This is a genomic window from Pseudomonas sp. PLMAX (genome assembly GCF_046042685.1).
Classification (GTDB): Bacteria; Pseudomonadota; Gammaproteobacteria; order Pseudomonadales; family Pseudomonadaceae; genus Aquipseudomonas; species Aquipseudomonas putida_AE.
Window position 1 is genome coordinate 3,407,310 of record NZ_CP064949.1, and the last position, 20,006, is coordinate 3,427,315.

General features: G+C 61.5%; 15 protein-coding genes and 1 pseudogene. 12 read left to right on the top strand and 4 right to left on the bottom strand.

Going from position 1 to position 20,006, the window contains the following annotated elements:
• Positions 1 to 16: 16 nt before the first annotated feature.
• Entirely contained in the window at positions 17 to 1,120 is a 1,104-nt protein-coding gene (locus DKB71_RS15810; protein ID WP_408600983.1) for a DUF2855 family protein, read from the top strand.
• Between the two features lie 102 nt (positions 1,121 to 1,222).
• Here the strand turns inward: DKB71_RS15810 and DKB71_RS15815 are convergent, their stop codons facing one another.
• The gene (locus DKB71_RS15815; RefSeq protein WP_408600984.1) at positions 1,223 to 2,173 is read right to left on the bottom strand and encodes a DUF1853 family protein; all 951 of its coding nucleotides are present in this window, start codon (positions 2,171 to 2,173) and stop codon (positions 1,223 to 1,225) included.
• Positions 2,174 to 2,284: 111 nt separating this feature from the next.
• Between DKB71_RS15815 and DKB71_RS15820 the strand changes: the two genes are divergently transcribed.
• From DKB71_RS15820 to pepN, 6 genes are read left to right on the top strand one after another with little or no spacing between them, the layout of a single operon-like run.
• Entirely contained in the window at positions 2,285 to 3,175 is an 891-nt protein-coding gene (locus tag DKB71_RS15820) for an NAD(+) kinase (protein ID WP_274077001.1), read from the top strand.
• Positions 3,175 to 4,146 carry a metallophosphoesterase gene (locus DKB71_RS15825; protein ID WP_408600985.1) on the top strand — a complete coding sequence of 324 codons (972 nt, stop codon included), beginning with the start codon at positions 3,175 to 3,177 and terminating at the stop codon, positions 4,144 to 4,146. Before DKB71_RS15820 ends, DKB71_RS15825 begins: the two co-directional genes overlap by 1 nt.
• Positions 4,143 to 5,012 (top strand): rhomboid family intramembrane serine protease, encoded by an 870-nt coding sequence (locus DKB71_RS15830; RefSeq protein WP_408600986.1) that lies wholly within the window; start codon positions 4,143 to 4,145, stop codon positions 5,010 to 5,012. The genes DKB71_RS15825 and DKB71_RS15830 overlap by 4 nt, the downstream gene beginning before the upstream one ends.
• 34 nt (positions 5,013 to 5,046) lie before the next feature.
• Complete coding sequence (locus DKB71_RS15835; protein WP_274076998.1) at positions 5,047 to 5,307, top strand: YeaC family protein; 261 nt, start codon at positions 5,047 to 5,049, stop codon at positions 5,305 to 5,307.
• Positions 5,304 to 6,134: a DUF2797 domain-containing protein gene (locus DKB71_RS15840; RefSeq protein WP_408600987.1), complete on the top strand. Its 831-nt coding sequence runs from the start codon at positions 5,304 to 5,306 to the stop codon at positions 6,132 to 6,134. Before DKB71_RS15835 ends, DKB71_RS15840 begins: the two co-directional genes overlap by 4 nt.
• A 10-nt stretch (positions 6,135 to 6,144) precedes the next feature.
• Positions 6,145 to 8,802, top strand: a complete 2,658-nt coding sequence (gene pepN, locus DKB71_RS15845; RefSeq protein WP_408600989.1) for an aminopeptidase N — start codon at positions 6,145 to 6,147, stop codon at positions 8,800 to 8,802.
• Between the two features lie 142 nt (positions 8,803 to 8,944).
• Here pepN and DKB71_RS15850 read toward each other — a convergent pair.
• Positions 8,945 to 9,064: pseudogene (locus DKB71_RS15850) on the bottom strand (outer membrane lipoprotein carrier protein LolA); the annotation flags it as partial.
• Between the two features lie 291 nt (positions 9,065 to 9,355).
• On the opposite strand from DKB71_RS15850, the gene DKB71_RS15855 reads away from it, so the two are divergent.
• The gene (locus tag DKB71_RS15855; RefSeq protein ID WP_323605840.1) at positions 9,356 to 10,408 is read left to right on the top strand and encodes a YCF48-related protein; all 1,053 of its coding nucleotides are present in this window, start codon (positions 9,356 to 9,358) and stop codon (positions 10,406 to 10,408) included.
• Between the two features lie 28 nt (positions 10,409 to 10,436).
• Positions 10,437 to 12,821 (top strand): RND family transporter, encoded by a 2,385-nt coding sequence (locus DKB71_RS15860; protein ID WP_323605838.1) that lies wholly within the window; start codon positions 10,437 to 10,439, stop codon positions 12,819 to 12,821.
• 169 nt (positions 12,822 to 12,990) lie between these two features.
• On the opposite strand, the gene DKB71_RS15865 is transcribed toward DKB71_RS15860, so the two are convergent.
• Both DKB71_RS15865 and DKB71_RS15870 read right to left on the bottom strand, forming a co-directional pair.
• Positions 12,991 to 13,710 carry a FadR/GntR family transcriptional regulator gene (locus DKB71_RS15865; protein WP_323605836.1) on the bottom strand — a complete coding sequence of 240 codons (720 nt, stop codon included), beginning with the start codon at positions 13,708 to 13,710 and terminating at the stop codon, positions 12,991 to 12,993.
• 202 nt (positions 13,711 to 13,912) lie between these two features.
• Positions 13,913 to 15,649: an IlvD/Edd family dehydratase gene (locus DKB71_RS15870; protein WP_166620189.1), complete on the bottom strand. Its 1,737-nt coding sequence runs from the start codon at positions 15,647 to 15,649 to the stop codon at positions 13,913 to 13,915.
• A 193-nt stretch (positions 15,650 to 15,842) separates the two neighbouring features.
• Here DKB71_RS15870 and DKB71_RS15875 point away from each other — a divergent pair, with 193 nt between their 5' ends.
• The 3 genes from DKB71_RS15875 to DKB71_RS15885 all read left to right on the top strand — a co-directional run bounded on the left by DKB71_RS15875 (position 15,843) and on the right by DKB71_RS15885 (position 19,896).
• The gene (locus DKB71_RS15875) at positions 15,843 to 17,165 is read left to right on the top strand and encodes an MFS transporter (RefSeq protein WP_274076992.1); all 1,323 of its coding nucleotides are present in this window, start codon (positions 15,843 to 15,845) and stop codon (positions 17,163 to 17,165) included.
• Between the two features lie 153 nt (positions 17,166 to 17,318).
• Positions 17,319 to 18,311, top strand: a complete 993-nt coding sequence (gene araD1, locus DKB71_RS15880; protein ID WP_408600991.1) for an AraD1 family protein — start codon at positions 17,319 to 17,321, stop codon at positions 18,309 to 18,311.
• A 10-nt stretch (positions 18,312 to 18,321) separates the two neighbouring features.
• The gene (locus DKB71_RS15885) at positions 18,322 to 19,896 is read left to right on the top strand and encodes an aldehyde dehydrogenase (NADP(+)) (protein WP_408600992.1); all 1,575 of its coding nucleotides are present in this window, start codon (positions 18,322 to 18,324) and stop codon (positions 19,894 to 19,896) included.
• The last annotated feature ends 110 nt before the right edge of the window (positions 19,897 to 20,006 follow it).

Consider the following 20,006-nt stretch of genomic DNA (forward strand, 5'->3'; position numbering starts at 1 on the left):
AGCAGGAGACTGAAAGATGCAAAGTCCAATTACCGTAACACGGCTGATCACCCGTAAAAACGCCCTTGACCAAGGCCGGATCGAGCAGGTGCAACGAAGCCTGGTCCCGGCAACCGGCGAGGTGATCCTGAAGATTGACCGTTGCGCGCTGACGACCAACAACATTACCTACGCCGCCTATGGCCATTCGATGAACTACTGGGGGTTCTTTCCTACAGGGTTGGCGGAATGGGGCCATGTGCCTGCCTGGGGATTCGCCGATGTCGTGGCGTCTGACGTGGCTGGCATCAAGGTCGGGGAGCGCTTCTACGGCTACTTTCCCCTGGCCAGCCATCTGTGGATGCGCCCGGAGCGGGTCACCGAACGTGGTTTCTACGACGGTGCCGAACATCGACTCGGGCTGACCTCGGCGTACAACCAATACACCCGTTGCAGTTGGGATGCGTACTACAGCCCGAAAACCGAAAACCTGCAGATTCTGCTCAAGCCGCTGTTCCTGACCTCTTCCATGCTTGCGGACTTCTTGCAGGACAAGCAGTTCTTCGGAGCAGCCCGGCTGGTGTTCTCCAGCGCTTCGAGCAAAACTGCCTATGGCACCGCAGTCTGCCTGGGCGATCATCCCGGGCTGGAACGGGTAGCGCTGACCTCTGCCGGCAACAAATCCTTTGTCGAGACCCTTGGCTGTTACGAGCGAGTGGTGTCTTACGCCGAGCTGGCGAACCTGCCCAATGACCGTCCTACGCTGTATGTGGATTTTTCCGGCGACCTTGATTTGCGTGACCGGGTGCACCGGCATTTTGCCGGGCGGTTGGTCTATAGCTGCTTTGCCGGCTCGGCGCAAAGTACCGATGAGGCTCGGCTTACGGCCATTGAGGGGCCGCAGCCGGTGTTCTTTTTTGCGCCGATTCAAATCCGCAAGCGCAATGCCGAATGGGGGCCGGAAGGGGTGAGTCAGCATATTGGTGAGGGATTGCTGCAGTTTTTCCGGAAGGTGACGGGTGGTGAGTCGCCGTTGTTGGAGGTGGTGGAAGGTCATGGGTATGAAGCGGCGCAGGCGCTTATTTCCCGTTTGTTTCATGGAGAAGTCGCGCCGGTGGAGGGGCATGTGATTAGGTTGTGACCGTACCGGCCTCTTCGCGAGCAAGCCCGCTCCCACATTGGAAATGCATTCCCCTGTGGGAGCGGGCTTGCTCCGAAGAGGCAGGTTCAGGCGCCAAAAAACTCAACCCTGCCCCGGCACATTCGGCCAAAGATCCGCCACCAGAAACAACCGCTCCGCTTCCTCCCAATCACCCAAGGCATTTTCCGTAAGACGCACCAGCAATTGCGCCGGCGCCAAGGGCTCCAGTTCGCTCAGCCAGGCATTCAACTGTTCAGCGCCCCACGTCTGCTCCCCGGGGTAGTGCGCCGGTGCCAGCCAGGCATGGCGGGGCAGGGGTTGCCAGCGGCCGGGCGGGCTCTGGGCGAAGAACGCCGGCCAGTCCTTTTGATGCAGCCAGCGACCGCGCAAGTGCTGGGGATGCGCGCCACTGGGCGATGATGCCTGCCCCGGCCAGGGATAAAGCAAATAGCCCCCCAGCCACAAATGCGCATTGAACTGGCGGATATCCAGCGCCGCCAGCACCTCGCGACTCTCCGGGCGCGCGGAGATTGGCAGTTGGTGCTGGCTCAGGTGCGCCAGTTTGCGGTCCAGCCGATCGTGGCAACCCGGACCGAGCCACTGCGCGGCGTCCTGTCCGTCGCCGTTCTGCGGGCCGAGGTACAGCTTGATCGCCAGTTCCAGGTGATGCACGCCGTCGCGATCGCGCAGCAGCATGTCCAGCTCGCCCAGGGTGTGACCCTCGCGACGGATCGGCATGTTGGCGGCAATCAACTCGATCCCCGGCGCATGCTGCACGGCGAACTGCCAGAGTCGCTCATAATAAAGGCCCAGGCGGCGGGTACGGGCCTGGGCCAGCCAGTGCAGCAAGCCGTAACTGTCCCGGTCGAGTTTTCGCAGCCAGTTTTCCAGGTGGTCCGGGGCCTGCACCCAGTCGCTGCCGGCCAGCGGATGACGTTGTGGCCAGGGCGTGGCGCTGAGCATCGGCGGGGCGAGGATGACCCACGCCATGTCGCGCACTTCGGGGTGGCGCAACTGGTGGGGTAACTGCAGCAAATCTGGAAATAGGATCATCTTGCGAGCATAGCCCGAATCGCGGGCACACCTTGAAGCTGAAAGGATTTTGTCTATCCCGTGCTTTCGCCCATAATCGTGCTTTTCGCCGTCACAGAGCTTAGGGGCCCCATGGAGCAATTTCGCAATATCGGCATCATCGGTCGCCTGGGCAGTTCCCAGGTGCTGGATACCGTACGCCGACTGAAACGTTTTCTGCTCGATCGTCACCTGCACGTGATCCTCGAAGACACCATTGCCGAAGTCCTGCCGGGCCACGGTTTGCAAACCTCGTCGCGCAAGATGCTCGGTGAGGTCTGCGACATGGTCATCGTGGTGGGCGGTGATGGCAGCCTGCTGGGCGCGGCCCGTGCCCTGGCCAAGCACAATATCCCGGTGCTTGGCATCAACCGCGGAAGCCTGGGGTTCCTCACCGACATCCGCCCCGATGAGCTGGAAACCAAGGTCGCCGAAGTGCTTGACGGCCACTATCTGGTGGAAAACCGCTTTCTGCTGCAGGCCGAAGTTCGCCGCCACGCCGAAGCCATTGGCCAGGGCGATGCCCTGAACGATGTGGTGCTGCACCCCGGCAAATCGACACGCATGATCGAGTTCGAACTGTACATCGACGGCCAGTTCGTCTGCAGCCAGAAAGCCGACGGCCTGATCGTCGCCACGCCCACCGGTTCCACGGCCTATGCGCTCTCGGCCGGTGGCCCGATCATGCATCCCAAGCTCGACGCTATTGTGATTGTGCCGATGTACCCCCATACCTTGTCAGGCCGGCCGATTGTGGTCGATGGCAACAGTGAGCTGAAAATCGTCGTGTCCAAGGATATGCAGATTTACCCGCAAGTCTCGTGTGACGGGCAGAACCACTTTACCTGTGCGCCCGGCGACACCATCACCGTGAGCAAAAAGGCGCAGAAGTTGCGGCTGATCCACCCGCTCGATCACAACTACTATGAAGTGTGCCGGACCAAGCTCGGCTGGGGCAGCCGGTTGGGTGGTGGAGGCGACTGATGCTCGATCCCGCGCGTAGCTACGACCTGATCGGTGACGTGCACGGTTGCGCTCTGACCCTTGAGCACTTGCTCGACCGGCTCGGTTACCACAAGCAAGCGGGCGTCTGGCGCCATGCCTCGCGCATGGCGGTGTTCGTCGGCGACATCATCGACCGCGGTCCGCGGATTCGCGAGGCGCTGCACATCGTCCATGACATGGTCGAGGCCGGCCAGGCACTGTGCATCATGGGCAACCACGAATTCAATGCCCTGGGCTGGGTCACCCCGGCGCTGCCTGGCAGCGGCAAGCAGTTCGTGCGCGAACACACCCCGCGCCATGCGCGCCTGCTGCACGAGACCCTGACCCAGTTCGAACACCATCCGGCGGACTGGCATGACTTCCAGCAGTGGTTCTATGAACTGCCGCTGTTCGTCGATGCCGGACGCTTCCGGGTGGTGCATGCCTGTTGGGACGCCGGCTTGATCGAGCCGCTGCGGGCCTTGTTCCCCGATGGCTGTGTCGATGAGCACTTCCTCCAGTCCTCGGCCGTGCCCGGCAGTTTCGCCTGCACCGTGTTCGACCGCCTGTTGCGCGGCACCGACATGCGCCTGCCCCATGGCCTGACCATGACCAGCGGCGACGGCCTGACCCGCGCGTTCTTCCGCACGAAATTCTGGGAAGACGACCCGCAAACCTACGGAGACATCGTGTTCCAACCTGACGCCTTGCCCGACCCGGTCGCCCGAACGCCACTGTCGTCCACCGAGAAAAACACGCTGTTGCGCTACGGCATAGACGAACCGTTGCTGTTCGTCGGCCATTACTGGCGCAGCGGCAAACCGGCACCGATTCGTCCGAACCTGGCGTGCCTGGATTACAGTGCGGTGCTCTACGGAAAACTGGTGGCCTATCGCCTGGACCAGGAAACCCGGCTCGATCCGCACAAGTTTGTCTGGGTCGATGTCGAGCGACCGGAGGTGTTGCAATGAGCAAGATCGCAGTCTTGCGCCTGCCGCTGGCGGTGGACCTGAGCGGTTTCGTCAAGTTGCTGCAACGCATGCAGGTGCCGCATCGGGTCAGCGAGGAAGCGGGCGAGCAGGTGCTGTGGGTGCCGGAAAACATCAGCCACGACGTGCGGGTGTTGTATGAGCGTTATCCCGAGGGCGATCCGGAGCAGAAACTCGACATCCCGGTGGCTCAGTCGACGCGTCGACCGAACTTCGCCGATCAACTGCGCCATGGAAAAGCCACGGCAACGGTGCTGCTGCTGAGCCTGATCGTCGGCGCGCTGACGCTGCTGGGCGATAACCTGACGACATTGCGCTGGCTGACCTTTCTCGATTTTCGCGTGGTCGGCGAGTACATCCATTTCGTGCCGTTGGCCGACAGCCTGGCGGCGGGGCAGTGGTGGCGACTGGTGACGCCGATGCTGATCCACTTCGGCATCCTGCACCTGGCCATGAACGGCATGTGGTACTGGGAGCTGGGGCGGCGCATCGAGTCGCGCCAGGGCAGTATCAACCTGATCGGTCTGACCTTGCTGTTCAGCCTCGTGTCCAACTATGCCCAGTACGTGTTCAGCGGCCCGACCCTGTTTGGCGGCTTGTCCGGCGTGTTGTACGGCCTGCTCGGGCACTGCTGGATCTTTCAGGTCCTGTCGCCGAACAGCGCCTATCGCCTGCCTCGTGGGGTGTTGGCGATGATGCTGATATGGCTGCTGCTGTGCCTGTCCGGGCTGGTCTCGATGATCGGCTTCGGCGAAATTGCCAACGCGGCCCACGTCGGCGGGTTGCTCGTCGGATGCTTGACCGGCTTGTTGGGTGGTTTGTACAACCGCCGTAAACTGGCCGCCTAAAACTGTTATGTGATTCAAAGAGCGCGGAGACCCAATGTCCTCTTTCAACGAAATGATCAAGAACATCACCCCGGACATCTACCAGAGCCTGAAACTGGCGGTGGAAATCGGTAAATGGTCCGACGGTGGCAAGCTCACCGCCGAACAACGCGAACTGTCGTTGCAGGCGATGATCGCCTGGGAAGTCAAGAACCTGCCTGAAGAAGAGCGTACTGGCTACATGGGCCCGCAGGAATGCAGCTCCAAGTCGATTCAAGTGCCCAATATCCTGTTCAAGTCGGATGCCATCCATTGATCGAGATTGGCCGCGGTGCAATCAGTAAAATGTCGGCGCGCCTGGACGGGCCGAACGTGCAATACGCATTTCGCCTGGGCGACGTCGAGGTTCCGGTCAATCCGTTGATCGGCACCACGGTGCGCCTGGAATACCTGGGGGCGATTCACTGCACCCATTGCGGACGCAAGACCAAGACCAGTTTCAGCCAGGGTTACTGCTACCCGTGCATGACCAAGCTGGCCCAGTGCGACGTGTGCATCATGAGCCCGGAACTCTGCCATTTCGACGCCGGCACCTGCCGGGAGCCGGAGTGGGGCCAGACGTTCTGCATGACCGATCACATCGTGTACCTGTCGAATTCCTCCGGGGTCAAGGTCGGGATCACCCGCGCCACCCAGTTGCCGACCCGCTGGATCGACCAGGGCGCCAGTCAGGCCTTGCCGATCATGCGCGTCGCGACCCGCCAGCAATCAGGCTTCGTCGAAGACCTGTTCCGCAGCCAGGTCGCCGACAAGACCAACTGGCGCGCCTTGCTCAAGGGCGATGCGGTGTCGGTGGACCTGCCGCACATCCGTGACCAGTTGTTCGACAGCTGCGCCGAGGGTCTGCAAGGATTGCAGGAACGATTCGGCCTGCAGGCGATCCAGACGATTGCCGACGTCGAACCGCTGGAAATCCGCTTTCCGGTCGAGCAGTATCCGGCGAAGATCGTCAGCTTCAACCTGGACAAGAACCCGATTGCCGAAGGCACGCTGATGGGGATCAAGGGTCAGTACCTGATCTTCGATACCGGCGTGATCAACATTCGTAAATACACGGCTTATCAGCTCGCCGTGCATAGTTAAGGACTCCAGCATGCGCACCGAACAACCGAAGATGATCTACCTCAAGGACTATCAGGCGCCCGAGTACCTGATCGACGAAACGCACCTGACCTTCGAGTTGTTCGAGGACCACAGCCTGGTCCATGCGCAACTGGTGATGCGCCGCAACCCCGAGCGAGGCCCGGGGTTGCCGCCGCTGGTGCTGGATGGCCAGCAGCTGGAATTGCTGTCGGTCACCTTGGCCGACCAGGAGCTTTCTGCAGCCCAGTACCAGCTGACCGAAAATCACCTGACCCTGCAGCCGACCAGCACCACGTTCACGGTCGACACCAGCGTGCGCATCCACCCGGAAACCAATACTGCGCTGGAAGGCCTGTACAAGTCCGGCACGATGTTCTGCACCCAGTGCGAGGCCGAGGGCTTCCGCAAGATCACCTATTACCTCGACCGCCCGGACGTGATGAGCACGTTCACCACCACGGTGGTCGCCGAGCAGCACAGCTATCCGGTGCTGCTGTCCAACGGCAACCCGATTGCCTCGGGGCCTGGCGAAGACGGCCGGCACTGGGCGACCTGGGAAGACCCGTTCAAGAAACCGGCGTACCTGTTCGCGCTGGTGGCCGGTGATTTGTGGTGCGTCGAAGACAGCTTCACCACCATGAGCCAGCGCTCCGTGGCGCTGCGCATTTATGTCGAGCCGGAAAACATCGACAAGTGCCAGCACGCCATGAACAGCCTGAAGAAGTCCATGCGCTGGGACGAAGAGGTCTACGGTCGCGAGTACGACCTGGACATTTTCATGATCGTCGCCGTGAACGACTTCAACATGGGCGCCATGGAGAACAAGGGGCTCAACATCTTCAACTCCAGCGCCGTGCTGGCGAAGGCCGAAACCGCCACCGACGCCGCGCACCAGCGGGTCGAGGCGATCGTAGCCCACGAATACTTCCACAACTGGTCGGGCAACCGCGTGACCTGCCGCGACTGGTTCCAGTTGTCGCTCAAGGAAGGTTTTACCGTGTTCCGCGATTCCGGCTTCTCCGCCGACATGAACTCGGCCACGGTCAAGCGTATCCAGGACGTGGCGTACCTGCGTACCCACCAGTTCGCCGAAGATGCCGGTCCGATGGCCCACGCGGTGCGCCCGGACAGCTTCATCGAAATCTCCAACTTCTACACCCTGACCGTGTACGAAAAGGGTTCGGAAGTGGTCGGCATGATCCACACCCTGTTGGGCGCCGAAGGCTTCCGTAAAGGCAGCGACCTGTACTTCGAGCGCCATGACGGCCAGGCCGTGACCTGCGATGACTTCATCAAGGCCATGGAAGATGCCAACGGCGTCGACCTGTCCCAGTTCAAGCGCTGGTACAGCCAGGCCGGTACACCACGCCTGGTGGTGAGCGAGTCCTACGACGCCGCGGCGAAAACCTACAGCCTGACCTTCCGCCAGAGCTGCCCGGCAACGCCGGACAAGGTGGAAAAACTGCCGTTCGTGATTCCGGTCGAACTCGGCCTGCTCGATAGCCAGGGCGGTGAAATGGCCCTGCGTCTTGCCGGTGAAGCGGCGGCGCAAGGCACTTCCCGAGTGATCTCGGTGACCGAAGCCGAGCAGACGTTCACCTTCGTCGACATCGCCGAACAGCCGCTGCCGTCGCTGCTGCGTGGTTTCTCGGCGCCGGTCAAACTGAGCTTCCCGTACAACCGTGACCAACTGATGTTCCTGATGCAGCACGACAGCGACGGCTTCAATCGTTGGGATGCGGGTCAGCAACTGTCGGTGCAGGTGCTGCAGGAACTGATCGCCCAGCAGCAGAAGGGCGAGGCGCTGGTGCTCGATCAGCGTCTGGTTTCGGCCTTGCGTACCGTGCTGTCGGATGAGTCGCTGGACCAGGCGATGGTCGCCGAAATGCTCTCGCTGCCAAGCGAAGCCTACCTGACCGAAATCAGTGAAGTTGCCGATGTCGAGGCGATTCATACCGCCCGCGAGTTTGCCCGCAAGCAACTGGCCGATGCGTTGTTCGAAGGCCTGTGGCTGCGTTACCAGGCCAACCGCGACCTGTCCAAGCAGACCCCCTACGTGGCCGAAGCCGAGCATTTCGCCCGTCGCGCATTGCAGAACATTGCGCTGTCGTACCTGATGCTCAGCGGCAAGCCTGAAGTGCTGGCGGCGACGCTGGAACAGTTCGAGGCCTGCGACAACATGACCGAACGCCTGACCGCGCTTGCCGTACTGGTCAACTCGCCATTCGAAGAACAGAAGGCCAAGGCCCTGGCCAGCTTCGCCGAGCACTTCAAGGACAACCCGTTGGTCATGGACCAGTGGTTCAGCGTCCAGGCCGGCAGTGTGCTGCCCGGTGGCCTGGATCGGGTCAAGGCATTGATGCAGCACCCGGCGTTCAACATCAAGAACCCGAACAAGGTGCGCGCACTGATCGGCGCGTTCGCCGGGCAGAACCTGATCAACTTCCATGCGGCGGATGGTTCCGGGTATCGCTTCCTGGCGGATCTGGTCATTGAGTTGAACGGCTTCAATCCGCAGATTGCGTCCCGGCAGTTGGCGCCTTTGACGCGCTGGCGCAAGTACGATGATGCGCGTCAGGCCTTGATGAAAGGTGAGCTGGAGCGGATTCGGGCTTCGGGGCAACTGTCCAGCGATGTGTTTGAGGTGGTCAGCAAAAGCCTGGCTTGAGGTTGGTCTTGCTCCCGCAGTGTTCCTCGGACCCTGCGGGGGCATATCTCCCGCAGATGTACACCGATCAACCTGTAGGAGCTGGCTTGCCAGCGATGGCTGCCTTATAGGCGACCCATCTCCCACAGATGTACTGCGGTCGAACTGAGGGAGCGAGCCTGCTCGCGAAAAGCCCGAGAGCGCCGTGGGGTGTCAGGCTTCCCGCGTCATCGTTGACCTCCATCGCGAGCACGCTCGCTCCTACAGGTAAGAGCGAAACCATAAGTGGCCGTTACCTGAATAATGGATATGTACACCACCACTCCCCAAAAAAAGCGCAATCACCCCACCTGATACCCAATCATTCAGAAATCCCCCATCCCCCTGCGGTTAACAAAACATAACGTGCCGTCGATTGTCAGCCCTTCAAGAACACCGATAGGATAAGCCAGCTTCCGAAGGGGCTCTGGATTGCGGGTTTCAAGACTATGCTTTGAAACAGGTCATCCCGCGAACACCCCTTACGGCGCCCTGAAAGGTTGAACGACCTAACAATAATAATGGGGGAAGGTCTATGAGTGAGCCTGTCATGGGTGTGGGTATCTGCCGCCCGCCGGCATTGCGCAAGTTCGCGTTGCTGGCTACAGCGCTCTCGCTGTTGGGCTGTGCCGTGTGGTCGGCACCGGTGCTGGCCGCTGATGCGCCGGCATCCGACGTTGTTTATTCCGTTGAATCGGCCAAGGCCAGCAAAAGCCTGGTGCTCGATGTCGTGCACGCCGGCAAGCGCCTGGTGGCGGTCGGGGATCGCGGGCACATTCTCTATTCCGATGACCAGGGCGCGACCTGGACCCAGGCCAAGGTGCCAACCCGGCAGCTGCTGACCTCGGTGTTCTTCGTCGATGACAAGCACGGCTGGGCCGTCGGTCATGACGCGCAGATCCTCGCCAGCGAGGACGGCGGTAGTACCTGGACCAAGCAATTCGAAGATCTCAAACGCGAATCGCCGCTGCTCGACGTCTGGTTCCAGGACGCCAGCAACGGCTTTGCCGTGGGTGCCTACGGGGCGCTGATGGCCACCACCGACGGCGGGAAAAACTGGGAAGACGTCAGCGATCGCCTGGACAACGAAGACCAGTTCCACCTCAACGCCATCACCGCAGTCAAGGATGCCGGGCTGTTCATCGTCGGCGAGCAGGGCAGCATGTTCCGCTCGGCCGATTGGGGCCAGACCTGGGAAAAGCTCGAAGGCCCGTATGAAGGTTCGCTGTTCGGTGTGATTGGCACCGCGCAACCCAACACGCTGTTGGCCTATGGCCTGCGCGGCAATCTGTACCGCTCCACCGATTTCGGCAGCAACTGGGAAAAAGTCGAGCTCAAGGCTGAGCGCGGTGACCTGGAGTTCGGACTGTCCGGCGCGACCTTGCTTGACGATGGTTCGATCGTGATCGTTGGCAACGGCGGATCGGTGATCAGCAGCAGCGACAACGGTGAAACCTTCAGCGTGTTCAACCGTCGCGATCGTATCTCGCTGTCGTCGGTGGTCGCCGCAGGCAATGGCAATCTGATTCTGGCTGGACAGGGCGGCGTTCGCGCCACTTCGCCAAACGGCGCAGAGCTGGGCAAATGAGCCGGGTTAATAATAAGAAGGCGCAGCTATGACTTCCTTAAGCACACCTCATCAGGACAAGGCGACGTTTCTTGAGCGCCTGATCTTCAACAACCGCCCGGCAGTCATCACGATCTGCCTGCTGGTGAGTATTTTCCTGTTCTGGCAGGCGACGCTGATCCGGCCGTCCACCAGCTTTGAAAAAATGATCCCGCTCGAGCATCCATTCATTCAAAAGATGATGGAGCACCGCAACGATCTGGCAAACCTGGGCAACACCGTACGCATTTCCGTGGAAGCCACTGACGGCGACATCTTCTCCAAGGAGTACATGGAGACTCTGCGCCAGATCAACGACGAGGTGTTCTACATCTCCGGCGTCGATCGCTCCGGCCTCAAGTCGCTGTGGAGTCCGAGCATTCGCTGGACGGAAGTGACGGAGGAGGGTTTCGCTGGCGGTGAAGTGATCCCGCAGAGCTACAACGGCTCCCAGCAAAGCCTCGACCTGTTGCGCAACAACGTGCTCAAGTCCGGGCAGGTCGGGCGGTTGGTGGCCAACGACTTCAAATCGAGCATCGTCGACATCCCGCTGCTGGAGTCCTACCCGGACCCGCAGGACCAGGGCAAGCTGCTGGCGCTGGACTACCGCCAGTTTTCCCATGAGCTTGAAGACAAGATCCGCGACAAGTTCGAAGCACAGAACCCGAACGTGAAGATCCACATCGTCGGTTTCGCCAAGAAAGTCGGCGACCTGATCGACGGCCTGGTGATGGTGGTGATGTTCTTCGGCATCGCCTTCGTCATCACCCTGATCCTCCTGCTGTGGTTCACCAACTGCCTGCGCAGTACCGTCGCCGTGTTGAGCACGACGCTGGTGGCGGTGATCTGGCAGCTGGGGTTGATGCACTTCTTCGGCTTCGGGCTCGACCCGTACTCGATGCTGGTGCCGTTCCTGATCTTCGCCATCGGTATTTCCCATGGTGTGCAGAAGATCAACGGTATCGCCCTGCAATCGAGCGAGGCGGAAAACGCCCTGACTGCCGCGCGACGTACGTTCCGCCAACTGTTCCTGCCGGGGATGATCGCGATCCTCGCCGATGCCGTGGGCTTCATCACGCTGCTGATCATCGACATCGGTGTGATTCGCGAGCTGGCCATCGGCGCTTCCATCGGTGTGGCAGTGATCGTGTTCACCAACCTGATCCTGTTGCCGGTGGCGATTTCCTACGTCGGCATCAGCAAGCGCGCGGTCGAACGCAGCAAGAAAGACGCGGTGCGTGAGCATCCGTTCTGGCGCCTGCTGTCGAACTTTGCCAGCGCCAAAGTTGCACCGGTGTCCATTCTCCTGGCGCTGGTCGCCTTCGGTGGTGGCCTGTGGTACAGCCAGAACCTGAAAATCGGTGACCTCGACCAGGGTGCGCCGGAGCTGCGCCCGGACTCGCGCTACAACAAGGACAACAACTTCATCATCAGCAACTACTCCACCAGTTCCGACGTGTTGGTGGTGATGGTCAAGACCAAGTCCGAAGGCTGCTCGCGCTACGAAGCCATGGCGCCGATCGACGAGCTGATGTGGAAGATGCAGAACACCGAGGGCGTGCAGTCGGCGATTTCCCTGGTGACCGTGTCCAAGCAGATGATCAAGGGCATGAACGAGGGCAACCTGAAATGGGAAACCCTGTCGCGTAACCCGGACGTGTTGAACAACTCCATCGCCCGTGCCGATGGCCTGTACAACAACAGCTGTTCATTGGCGCCGGTGCTGGTGTTCCTCAACGATCACAAGGCCGAAACCCTGGATCGCGCGGTGCATGCGGTGCAGGAATTCGCCAAGGAGCACAACACCGAGAACCTGGAGTTCATCCTGGCGGCCGGTAACGCGGGGATCGAGGCGGCTACCAACGAAGTGATCAAGAAGTCCGAGCTGACCATCCTGATCCTGGTGTATATCTGCGTCGCGGTCATGTGCATGATCACCTTTCGTTCCTGGGCGGCGACCCTGTGCATCGTGTTGCCACTGGTCCTGACGTCGGTGCTGGGCAACGCCCTGATGGCCTTCATGGGCATCGGCGTGAAAGTCGCGACCCTGCCGGTGGTTGCGCTGGGTGTGGGGATTGGCGTGGACTACGGCATCTACATCTACAGCCGCCTGGAAAGCTTCCTGCGTGCGGGCCTGCCGTTGCAGGAGGCGTACTACCAGACGCTGAAATCCACCGGCAAGGCCGTGCTGTTCACCGGTTTGTGCCTGGCGATCGGCGTGTGCACCTGGATCTTCTCGGCCATCAAGTTCCAGGCTGACATGGGCCTGATGCTGACCTTCATGCTGCTGTGGAACATGTTCGGTGCGTTGTGGCTGCTGCCGGCATTGGCGCGGTTCCTGATCAAGCCGGAGAAGCTGGCGGGGCAGAAGGGCAATTCGCTGTTTGCTCACTGATCCAGGGCCAGAAACACAAAAGCCGTAGCCTCAGGGTTGCGGCTTTTTTACATCTAAAATTCACACCAGACCCCTATAGGAGCTGGCTTGCCAGCGATGGTGTGTCAGACACATTGATGTCGACTGACACACCATCGCTGGCAAGCCAGCTCCTATAGGGGATCGCGTTTTATGAGGGATCGCTGCCTAGCACCACATTCAACGCACTGCGCGCATCATCGAGCTGCACCAGCGTCGCATGCCGCGCGCCCAACGCATCGCGGTTCTCGATCGCCGTGAGTATCGCCTTGTGCCGTGGCAGCGCCAGTTCATGCAGGTTCGGCCGCTGGTTGGAATGCTTCAATGCTTCGGCAATTGCCACCGACAGCATGTTGCACAGGTTGGCCAGCAAGTCGTTGTGGGTGGCGTCTGCAATTCGGCTGTGGAAATCCAGGTCCGGTTGCAGCAGGGCTTCCGGCGTCGGCGCGGCTTCCATGCGTTGGTAGGCTTCACCGATGGAGGCGATATCCGCGTCGGTGGCGAACTGTGCGGCGAGGGCGGCGGCGGCCGGTTCGATGATGCTGCGTACGCTGGTCAGCAGGTCGAAGAACTGGTTCTGCGGGCTGCTTTGCATCAGCCAATGCAGGACGTCCGGGTCGAGCATGTGCCATTCCTTGCGCGGCTTGACCACGGTGCCAACCCGCGGACGGGAGTACACCAGGCCCTTGGCGACCAGCACACGGGTGGCTTCGCGCAACACCGGCCGGCTGACGGCATATTCCTCGCAGAGCAGGGCTTCGGCGGGCAGTTTGTCGTCCGGCAGGAAACGTCCGGAGACGATCTGCATGCCCAGTTCCTGGACGATGCGCGAGTGCATGCTTTTGCGGTCGGAGGGTTTGCGGTAATCCATGGGGAACGGCGCGGTCCTGGGCGATGGAGATGGCGGGCATGATAGCAGGCGTGGGGAGTGACGGTCGCTAGCACCGGGTTTTGACTGGCGCAGAACGACTGTAGGAGCTGGCTTGCCAGCGAAGAGGCCCTGACAGCAAACATTAGGGTTGACTGTCAGGCCGCCTTCGCTGGCAAGCCAGCTCCTACAGGGGGCGGTGGTGTCAGTGAGAATGACGCGGTACTTCGGCCCCACGGCAACCGACCAGGAAGTCAAAGTCGCAACCCTGATCCGCCTGCAACACATGGTCGATGTACAGCTGACGGTAACCGCCCACCAGCAATTGCTGTGGCGGTTGCAGATCCGCCATGCGCGCCGCCAGTTCAGCATCCGGAATATCCAGGTGCAACCGGCCGCTGGCGCAGTCCAGCTCGATCCAGTCACCTTCCTTCACCGCCGCCAAAGGCCCACCGGCTGCGGCTTCCGGTGCCACGTGCAGGACCACCGTGCCATACGCGGTACCGCTCATGCGTGCATCGGAAATGCGCACCATGTCGGTCACGCCCTGGGCCAGCAGCTTGGCCGGCAGGCCCATGTTGCCGACTTCGGCCATGCCCGGATAACCCTTGGGCCCGCAGTTTTTCATGACCAGGATCGAGTTGGCATCCACATCCAGTTCCGGGTCGTTAATGCGCGCCTTGTACATGTCGAAGTTCTCGAACACCACCGCACGCCCGCGGTGTTGCATCAGCTCGGCACTGGCGGCGGAGGGCTTGAGCACCGCGCCCAGTGGTGCCAGGTTGCCGCGCAGTACACAGATCCCGCCGTCGGCGCGGATCGGGTTGTCGAGGGTACGGATCACTTCGTCCTCACCATAGATCGGCGCGTCCCTGGTGTTCTCGCCGATGGACTTGCCGTTGACGGTCAAGGCGTTCGGGTTCGGGATCAGGTTGGCTTCGCCGAGACGGCGTAGTACCGCTGGCAAGCCACCGGCGTAGTAGAACTCTTCCATCAGGAAACGTCCGGACGGTTGCAGGTCGACGATGGTCGGCATGCCGCGACCGATGCGGGTCCAGTCGTCCAGGTCCAGCTCCACGCCGATGCGCCCGGCGATGGCCTTGAGGTGAATCACGGCGTTGGTCGAACCGCCAATGGCGGCGTTGACCCGGATGGCGTTTTCGAAAGCTTCCTTGGTCAGGATCTTCGACAGCTTCAAATCCTCCCGGACCATTTCCACGGCACGCATGCCGGACATGTGCGCCAACACATAACGCCGCGCATCGACGGCAGGAATCGCCGCGTTGTGGGGCAGGGAAGTGCCCAGTGCTTCGGCCATGCAGGCCATGGTCGACGCGGTGCCCATGGTGTTGCAGGTACCGGCCGAGCGGGACATGCCGCCTTCAGCCGCGAGGAAGTCATCGATGGTGATGGTGCCGGCCTTGACCTGTTCGCTGAGCTGCCAGACCACGGTACCCGAGCCGATGTCCTTGCCCTTGTGCTTGCCGTTGAGCATCGGCCCGCCGGTGACGACGATCGCCGGCACGTCGCAGCTGGCCGCACCCATCAGCAAGGCCGGGGTGGTCTTGTCGCAACCGGTTAGCAGCACCACGCCGTCGATGGGGTTGCCGCGAATCGCTTCTTCGACGTCCATGCTCGCCAGGTTGCGGGTGAGCATGGCGGTCGGGCGCAGGTTGGATTCACCGTTGGAGAACACCGGGAACTCCACCGGGAAGCCCCCGGCCTCGATCACTCCGCGCTTGACGTGTTCCGCGATCTGGCGGAAATGCGCGTTGCACGGGGTCAATTCCGACCAGGTGTTGCAGATGCCGATGATCGGCTTGCCATGGAACTGGTGGTCGGCGATGCCCTGATTCTTCATCCAGCTGCGGTACATGAAGCCGTTCTTGTCGGCGGTGCCAAACCATTGGGCGGAGCGCAGGGTGGGTTTCTTATCAGACATGATCGATTCTCTTATTGTATGACTATATTGTTCGAGCTGAAGCGTAACATAAGCGCAAATTCGTCTGTTTGGAAGTGTTGTTGGCTAAATAGTATTACTATATAGTCGTTTTCAGCGGAGGGATGGCCCTGACGGTTTGCCGTGAGAGGCGTCCCCCGAGGTTCTATAACAACAACAATCGGAGACCGATCTCATGAGCCAGGAACTGCGGCTGATACGTCGCATCACGCTGAAACTGATTCCCTTCCTGATCCTGCTGTACCTGATCGCCTATGTGGATCGCTCCGCCGTAGGTTTCGCCAAGCTGCACATGGGCGCCGACATCGGCCTGGGCGATGCGGCGTACGGACTGGGCGCAGGGCTGTTCTTCATTGGCTATTTCCTGCTGGAAATCCCCAGCAACCTGATGCTTGACCGTTTTGGCGCGCGGCGCTGGTTCGCGCGGATCATGGTCACCTGGGGTGCTATCACCATCGGCATGGCATTCGTCCAGGGGCCGAACAGCTTCTACCTGATGCGCTTTCTGCTCGGCGCGGCGGAAGCCGGGTTCTTTCCAGGCGTCCTCTACTACATCACCCAGTGGTTCCCGGTACGCCATCGCGGCAAGATCCTGGGCCTGTTCATCCTGTCCCAACCCATCGCGATGATGATCACCGGACCTATATCCGGTGGTTTGCTGGGCATGGAAGGGGTGTTCGGCCTGCATGGCTGGCAGTGGCTGTTCATCGTCATCGGCACCCCGGCGATCCTGCTGACCTGGCCGGTGCTGCGCTGGCTGCCGGATGGTCCGCAACAGGTGAAATGGATGGACCAGGCGGAGAAGGACTGGCTCAGTGGCGAGCTGAAAAAGGACCTGGAGCAGTATGGCCAGACCCGTCACGGCAATCCGCTGCACGCCCTGAAGGACAAACGCGTGTTGCTGCTGGCGCTGTTCTACCTGCCGGTGACCCTGAGCATCTATGGCCTGGGCCTGTGGCTGCCGACCTTGATCAAGCAGTTCGGCGGCACTGATCTGGTGACCGGGTTCGTGTCATCGGTGCCGTACATCTTCGGGATCGTTGGTTTGCTGATCATCCCGCGCAGCTCCGATCGATTGAATGATCGGTATGGCCACCTGGCCGCTCTGTACGTGCTCGGTGCCATCGGCCTGTTCTTCAGTGCCTGGCTCTCGGTGCCGGTGTTGCAACTGGCGGCGCTGTGCCTGGTGGCGTTCTCGCTGTTTTCCTGCACGGCGATTTTCTGGACCTTGCCCGGTCGCTTCTTTGCCGGCGCGAGCGCGGCGGCGGGGATTGCCCTGATCAACTCGGTGGGCAACCTCGGCGGCTACATCGGCCCGTTCGTGATCGGCGCGCTCAAGGAGTACACCGGCAACCTCGCGTCGGGGCTGTATTTCCTGTCCTGCGTGATGCTGTTCGGCCTGGTGTTGACCGGCGTGGTGTATCGCCTGCTGGAGCGCAAGCATGTGTTGCCGGTGGATGAGTTTGCCGCCAGTGCGCGTGGGGCTACCCGTACCTGACACAAAAATCTGGCAATCACCCCTACCCCTGTAGGAGCTGGCTTGCCAGCGATGGCGATCTATCTGACACATTGACGGTGAATGTGCCGCCGCTTTCGCTGGCAAGCCAGCTCCTACAGGGGGGCGGTGTTTTCAAGTAAATGGAGAATATTCATGCGTTTGGTTCAGTTCGAATTGAGTAACGGCGAACGCCGCGTAGGCGTGGTCGAGGAAGGTCTGGTCCGTGAAGTGCAAGACGCCCGCACGGTGCGCGACCTGGCCCTGGCGGCGATCGAGGCGGGTTGCAATCTTGAGCAGCAGGTGCAGAGCCTCGGGTTGGGCATCAGCCACGACTACGCCGAGCTGCTGGCGCAACTGCGCATCCTGGCGCCGCTGGATCACCCGGACCCGGCGCACATGCTGGTCAGTGGCACCGGCCTGACTCACCTGGGCAGCGCGTCGGCCCGGGACAAGATGCACCAGCAGGCCGGTGATGAAGCTTCGATGACCGACACCATGCGCATCTTCAAGTGGGGCGTGGAGGGTGGCAAACCCGCGGCAGGCCAGGCGGGGGTCCAGCCGGAATGGTTCTACAAGGGCGACGGCAGCATTGTCGTACGCCCGGGCCAGCCGTTCCCGCTACCACCCTTTGCCGAAGACGCCGGTGAAGAGCCTGAACTCAGCGGCCTCTACGTCATCGGTCACGACGGCAAGCCGTACCGCGTCGGTTTTGCCGTGGGCAACGAGTTTTCCGATCACGTCATGGAGCGCAAGAACTACCTGTACCTGGCCCACTCGAAACTGCGCAGTTGCAGCTATGGACCGGAGCTGCGGGTGGGCGAGCTGCCGCAACACCTGGCCGGTACCAGCCGTATCCTGCGCGATGGCCAGGTGCTGTGGCAGAACGAGTTCCTTAGCGGTGAGGCCAATATGTGCCACAGCCTGGCCAACCTCGAGTTCCACCATTTCAAGTACAGCCAGTTCCTGCGTCCGGGCGATGTGCACATCCACTTCTTCGGCACCGCGACCCTGTCTTTTGCCGATGGCATCCGCACGCAACCGGGCGATGTGTTCGAGATCAGCCAGGGCGAATTCGGCGCGCCGTTGATCAATGGCATCGCGCCTGTCGATGCGGCTTTCGAACCCGGCACCGTCTGCACACTTTAAGGAGTTACCTATGATCCTTGGTCACAACTACATCGGCGGCCGGCGCAGCGCGTTGGGCAGCGTGACATTGCACAGCGTCGACGCCGAAACCGGCGAGGCGTTGCCCCATGCTTTCATCCAGGCCACCCCGGAAGAAGTCGATGCCGCCGCCAAGGCTGCCGCTGCAGCGTACCCGGCTTATCGCAGCTTGAGTGCCGAGCGGCGCGCACAATTTCTCGACGCTATCGCCGATGAACTGGATGCGCTGGGGGATGAGTTCGTAAGCGTGGTGTGCCGCGAAACCGCGCTGCCTGCTGCACGGATTATCGGTGAGCGTGGCCGCACCAGCGGCCAGATGCGCCTGTTCGCCGCTGTGCTGCGGCGTGGCGACTTCTACGGCGCGCGCATCGACCAGGCCCTGCCTGAGCGTCAGCCGTTGCCGCGTCCGGACCTGCGTCAGTACCGTATCGGGCTCGGACCGGTGGCGGTGTTCGGGGCCAGCAACTTTCCCTTGGCGTTCTCCACCGCCGGTGGCGACACCGCGTCGGCCCTGGCCGCCGGTTGCCCGGTGGTGTTCAAGGCCCATGGCGGCCACATGGCCACGGCCGAGCAGGTGGCCGATGCGATCATTCGCGCGGCACAGAAAACCGCGATGCCGGCCGGCGTGTTCAACATGATCTACGGCGGCGGGGTAGGTGAAGCGCTGGTCAAGCATCCGGCCATCCAGGCGGTGGGCTTTACCGGTTCGCTCAAAGGTGGTCGAGCCTTGTGCGACATGGCCGCGGCACGCCCGCAACCGATCCCGGTGTTTGCCGAAATGTCCAGCATCAACCCGGTGATCGTGCTGCCCCAGGCGCTGCAGGCGCGCACGGAAACCATCGCCCGTGGCCTGTCGGCTTCGGTGGTCCAGGGTTGCGGCCAGTTCTGCACCAACCCTGGCCTGGTGATCGGCATCCGTTCGCCGCAGTTCACCGCCTTCCTCCAGCTACTGGCCGACATGATGGCCGACCAACCGGCGCAGACCATGCTCAACGCCGGGACCCTGGGCAGCTATGCGAAGGGCTTGCAAACATTGCTCGATCATCCTCGGATCGAACACCTGGCGGGCCATGCGCAACAGGGGCGGCAGGCGCAGCCGCAGCTGTTCAAGGCCGACGTCAACCTGCTGATTGATGGCGACGAGGTGCTGCAAGCGGAAGTGTTCGGCCCCACCACCGTGGTGGTCGAAGTGGCGGATCAGGCACAACTGAGCGCCGCGCTGCACGGCCTGCATGGTCAGCTGACCGCGACCATCATCGGCGAGCAGGCGGATTTCGAGCAGTTCAGCGAGCTGACCGGGTTGCTGGAGCAGAAGGTCGGGCGAATCCTGCTCAATGGCTATCCCACCGGTGTGGAGGTCTGTGATTCGATGGTCCATGGCGGGCCGTACCCGGCGACGTCGGATGCGCGCGGCACGTCGGTGGGCACCCTGGCCATCGACCGATTCCTGCGCCCGGTGTGTTTCCAGAACTACCCGGACAGTTTGCTGCCGGAGGCGCTGAAAAACAGCAATCCACTGGGTATCCAGCGCCTGGTGGATGGCCAACCGTCCCGCGAGGCCCTCTAACAGCCAAATACGATTCCTTGTGGGAGCGGGCTTGCTCGCGAAGGCGGCCGACCAATCAATAGGGATGTCTCTGACCCATCGCTTTCGCGAGCAAGCCCGCTCCCACATTG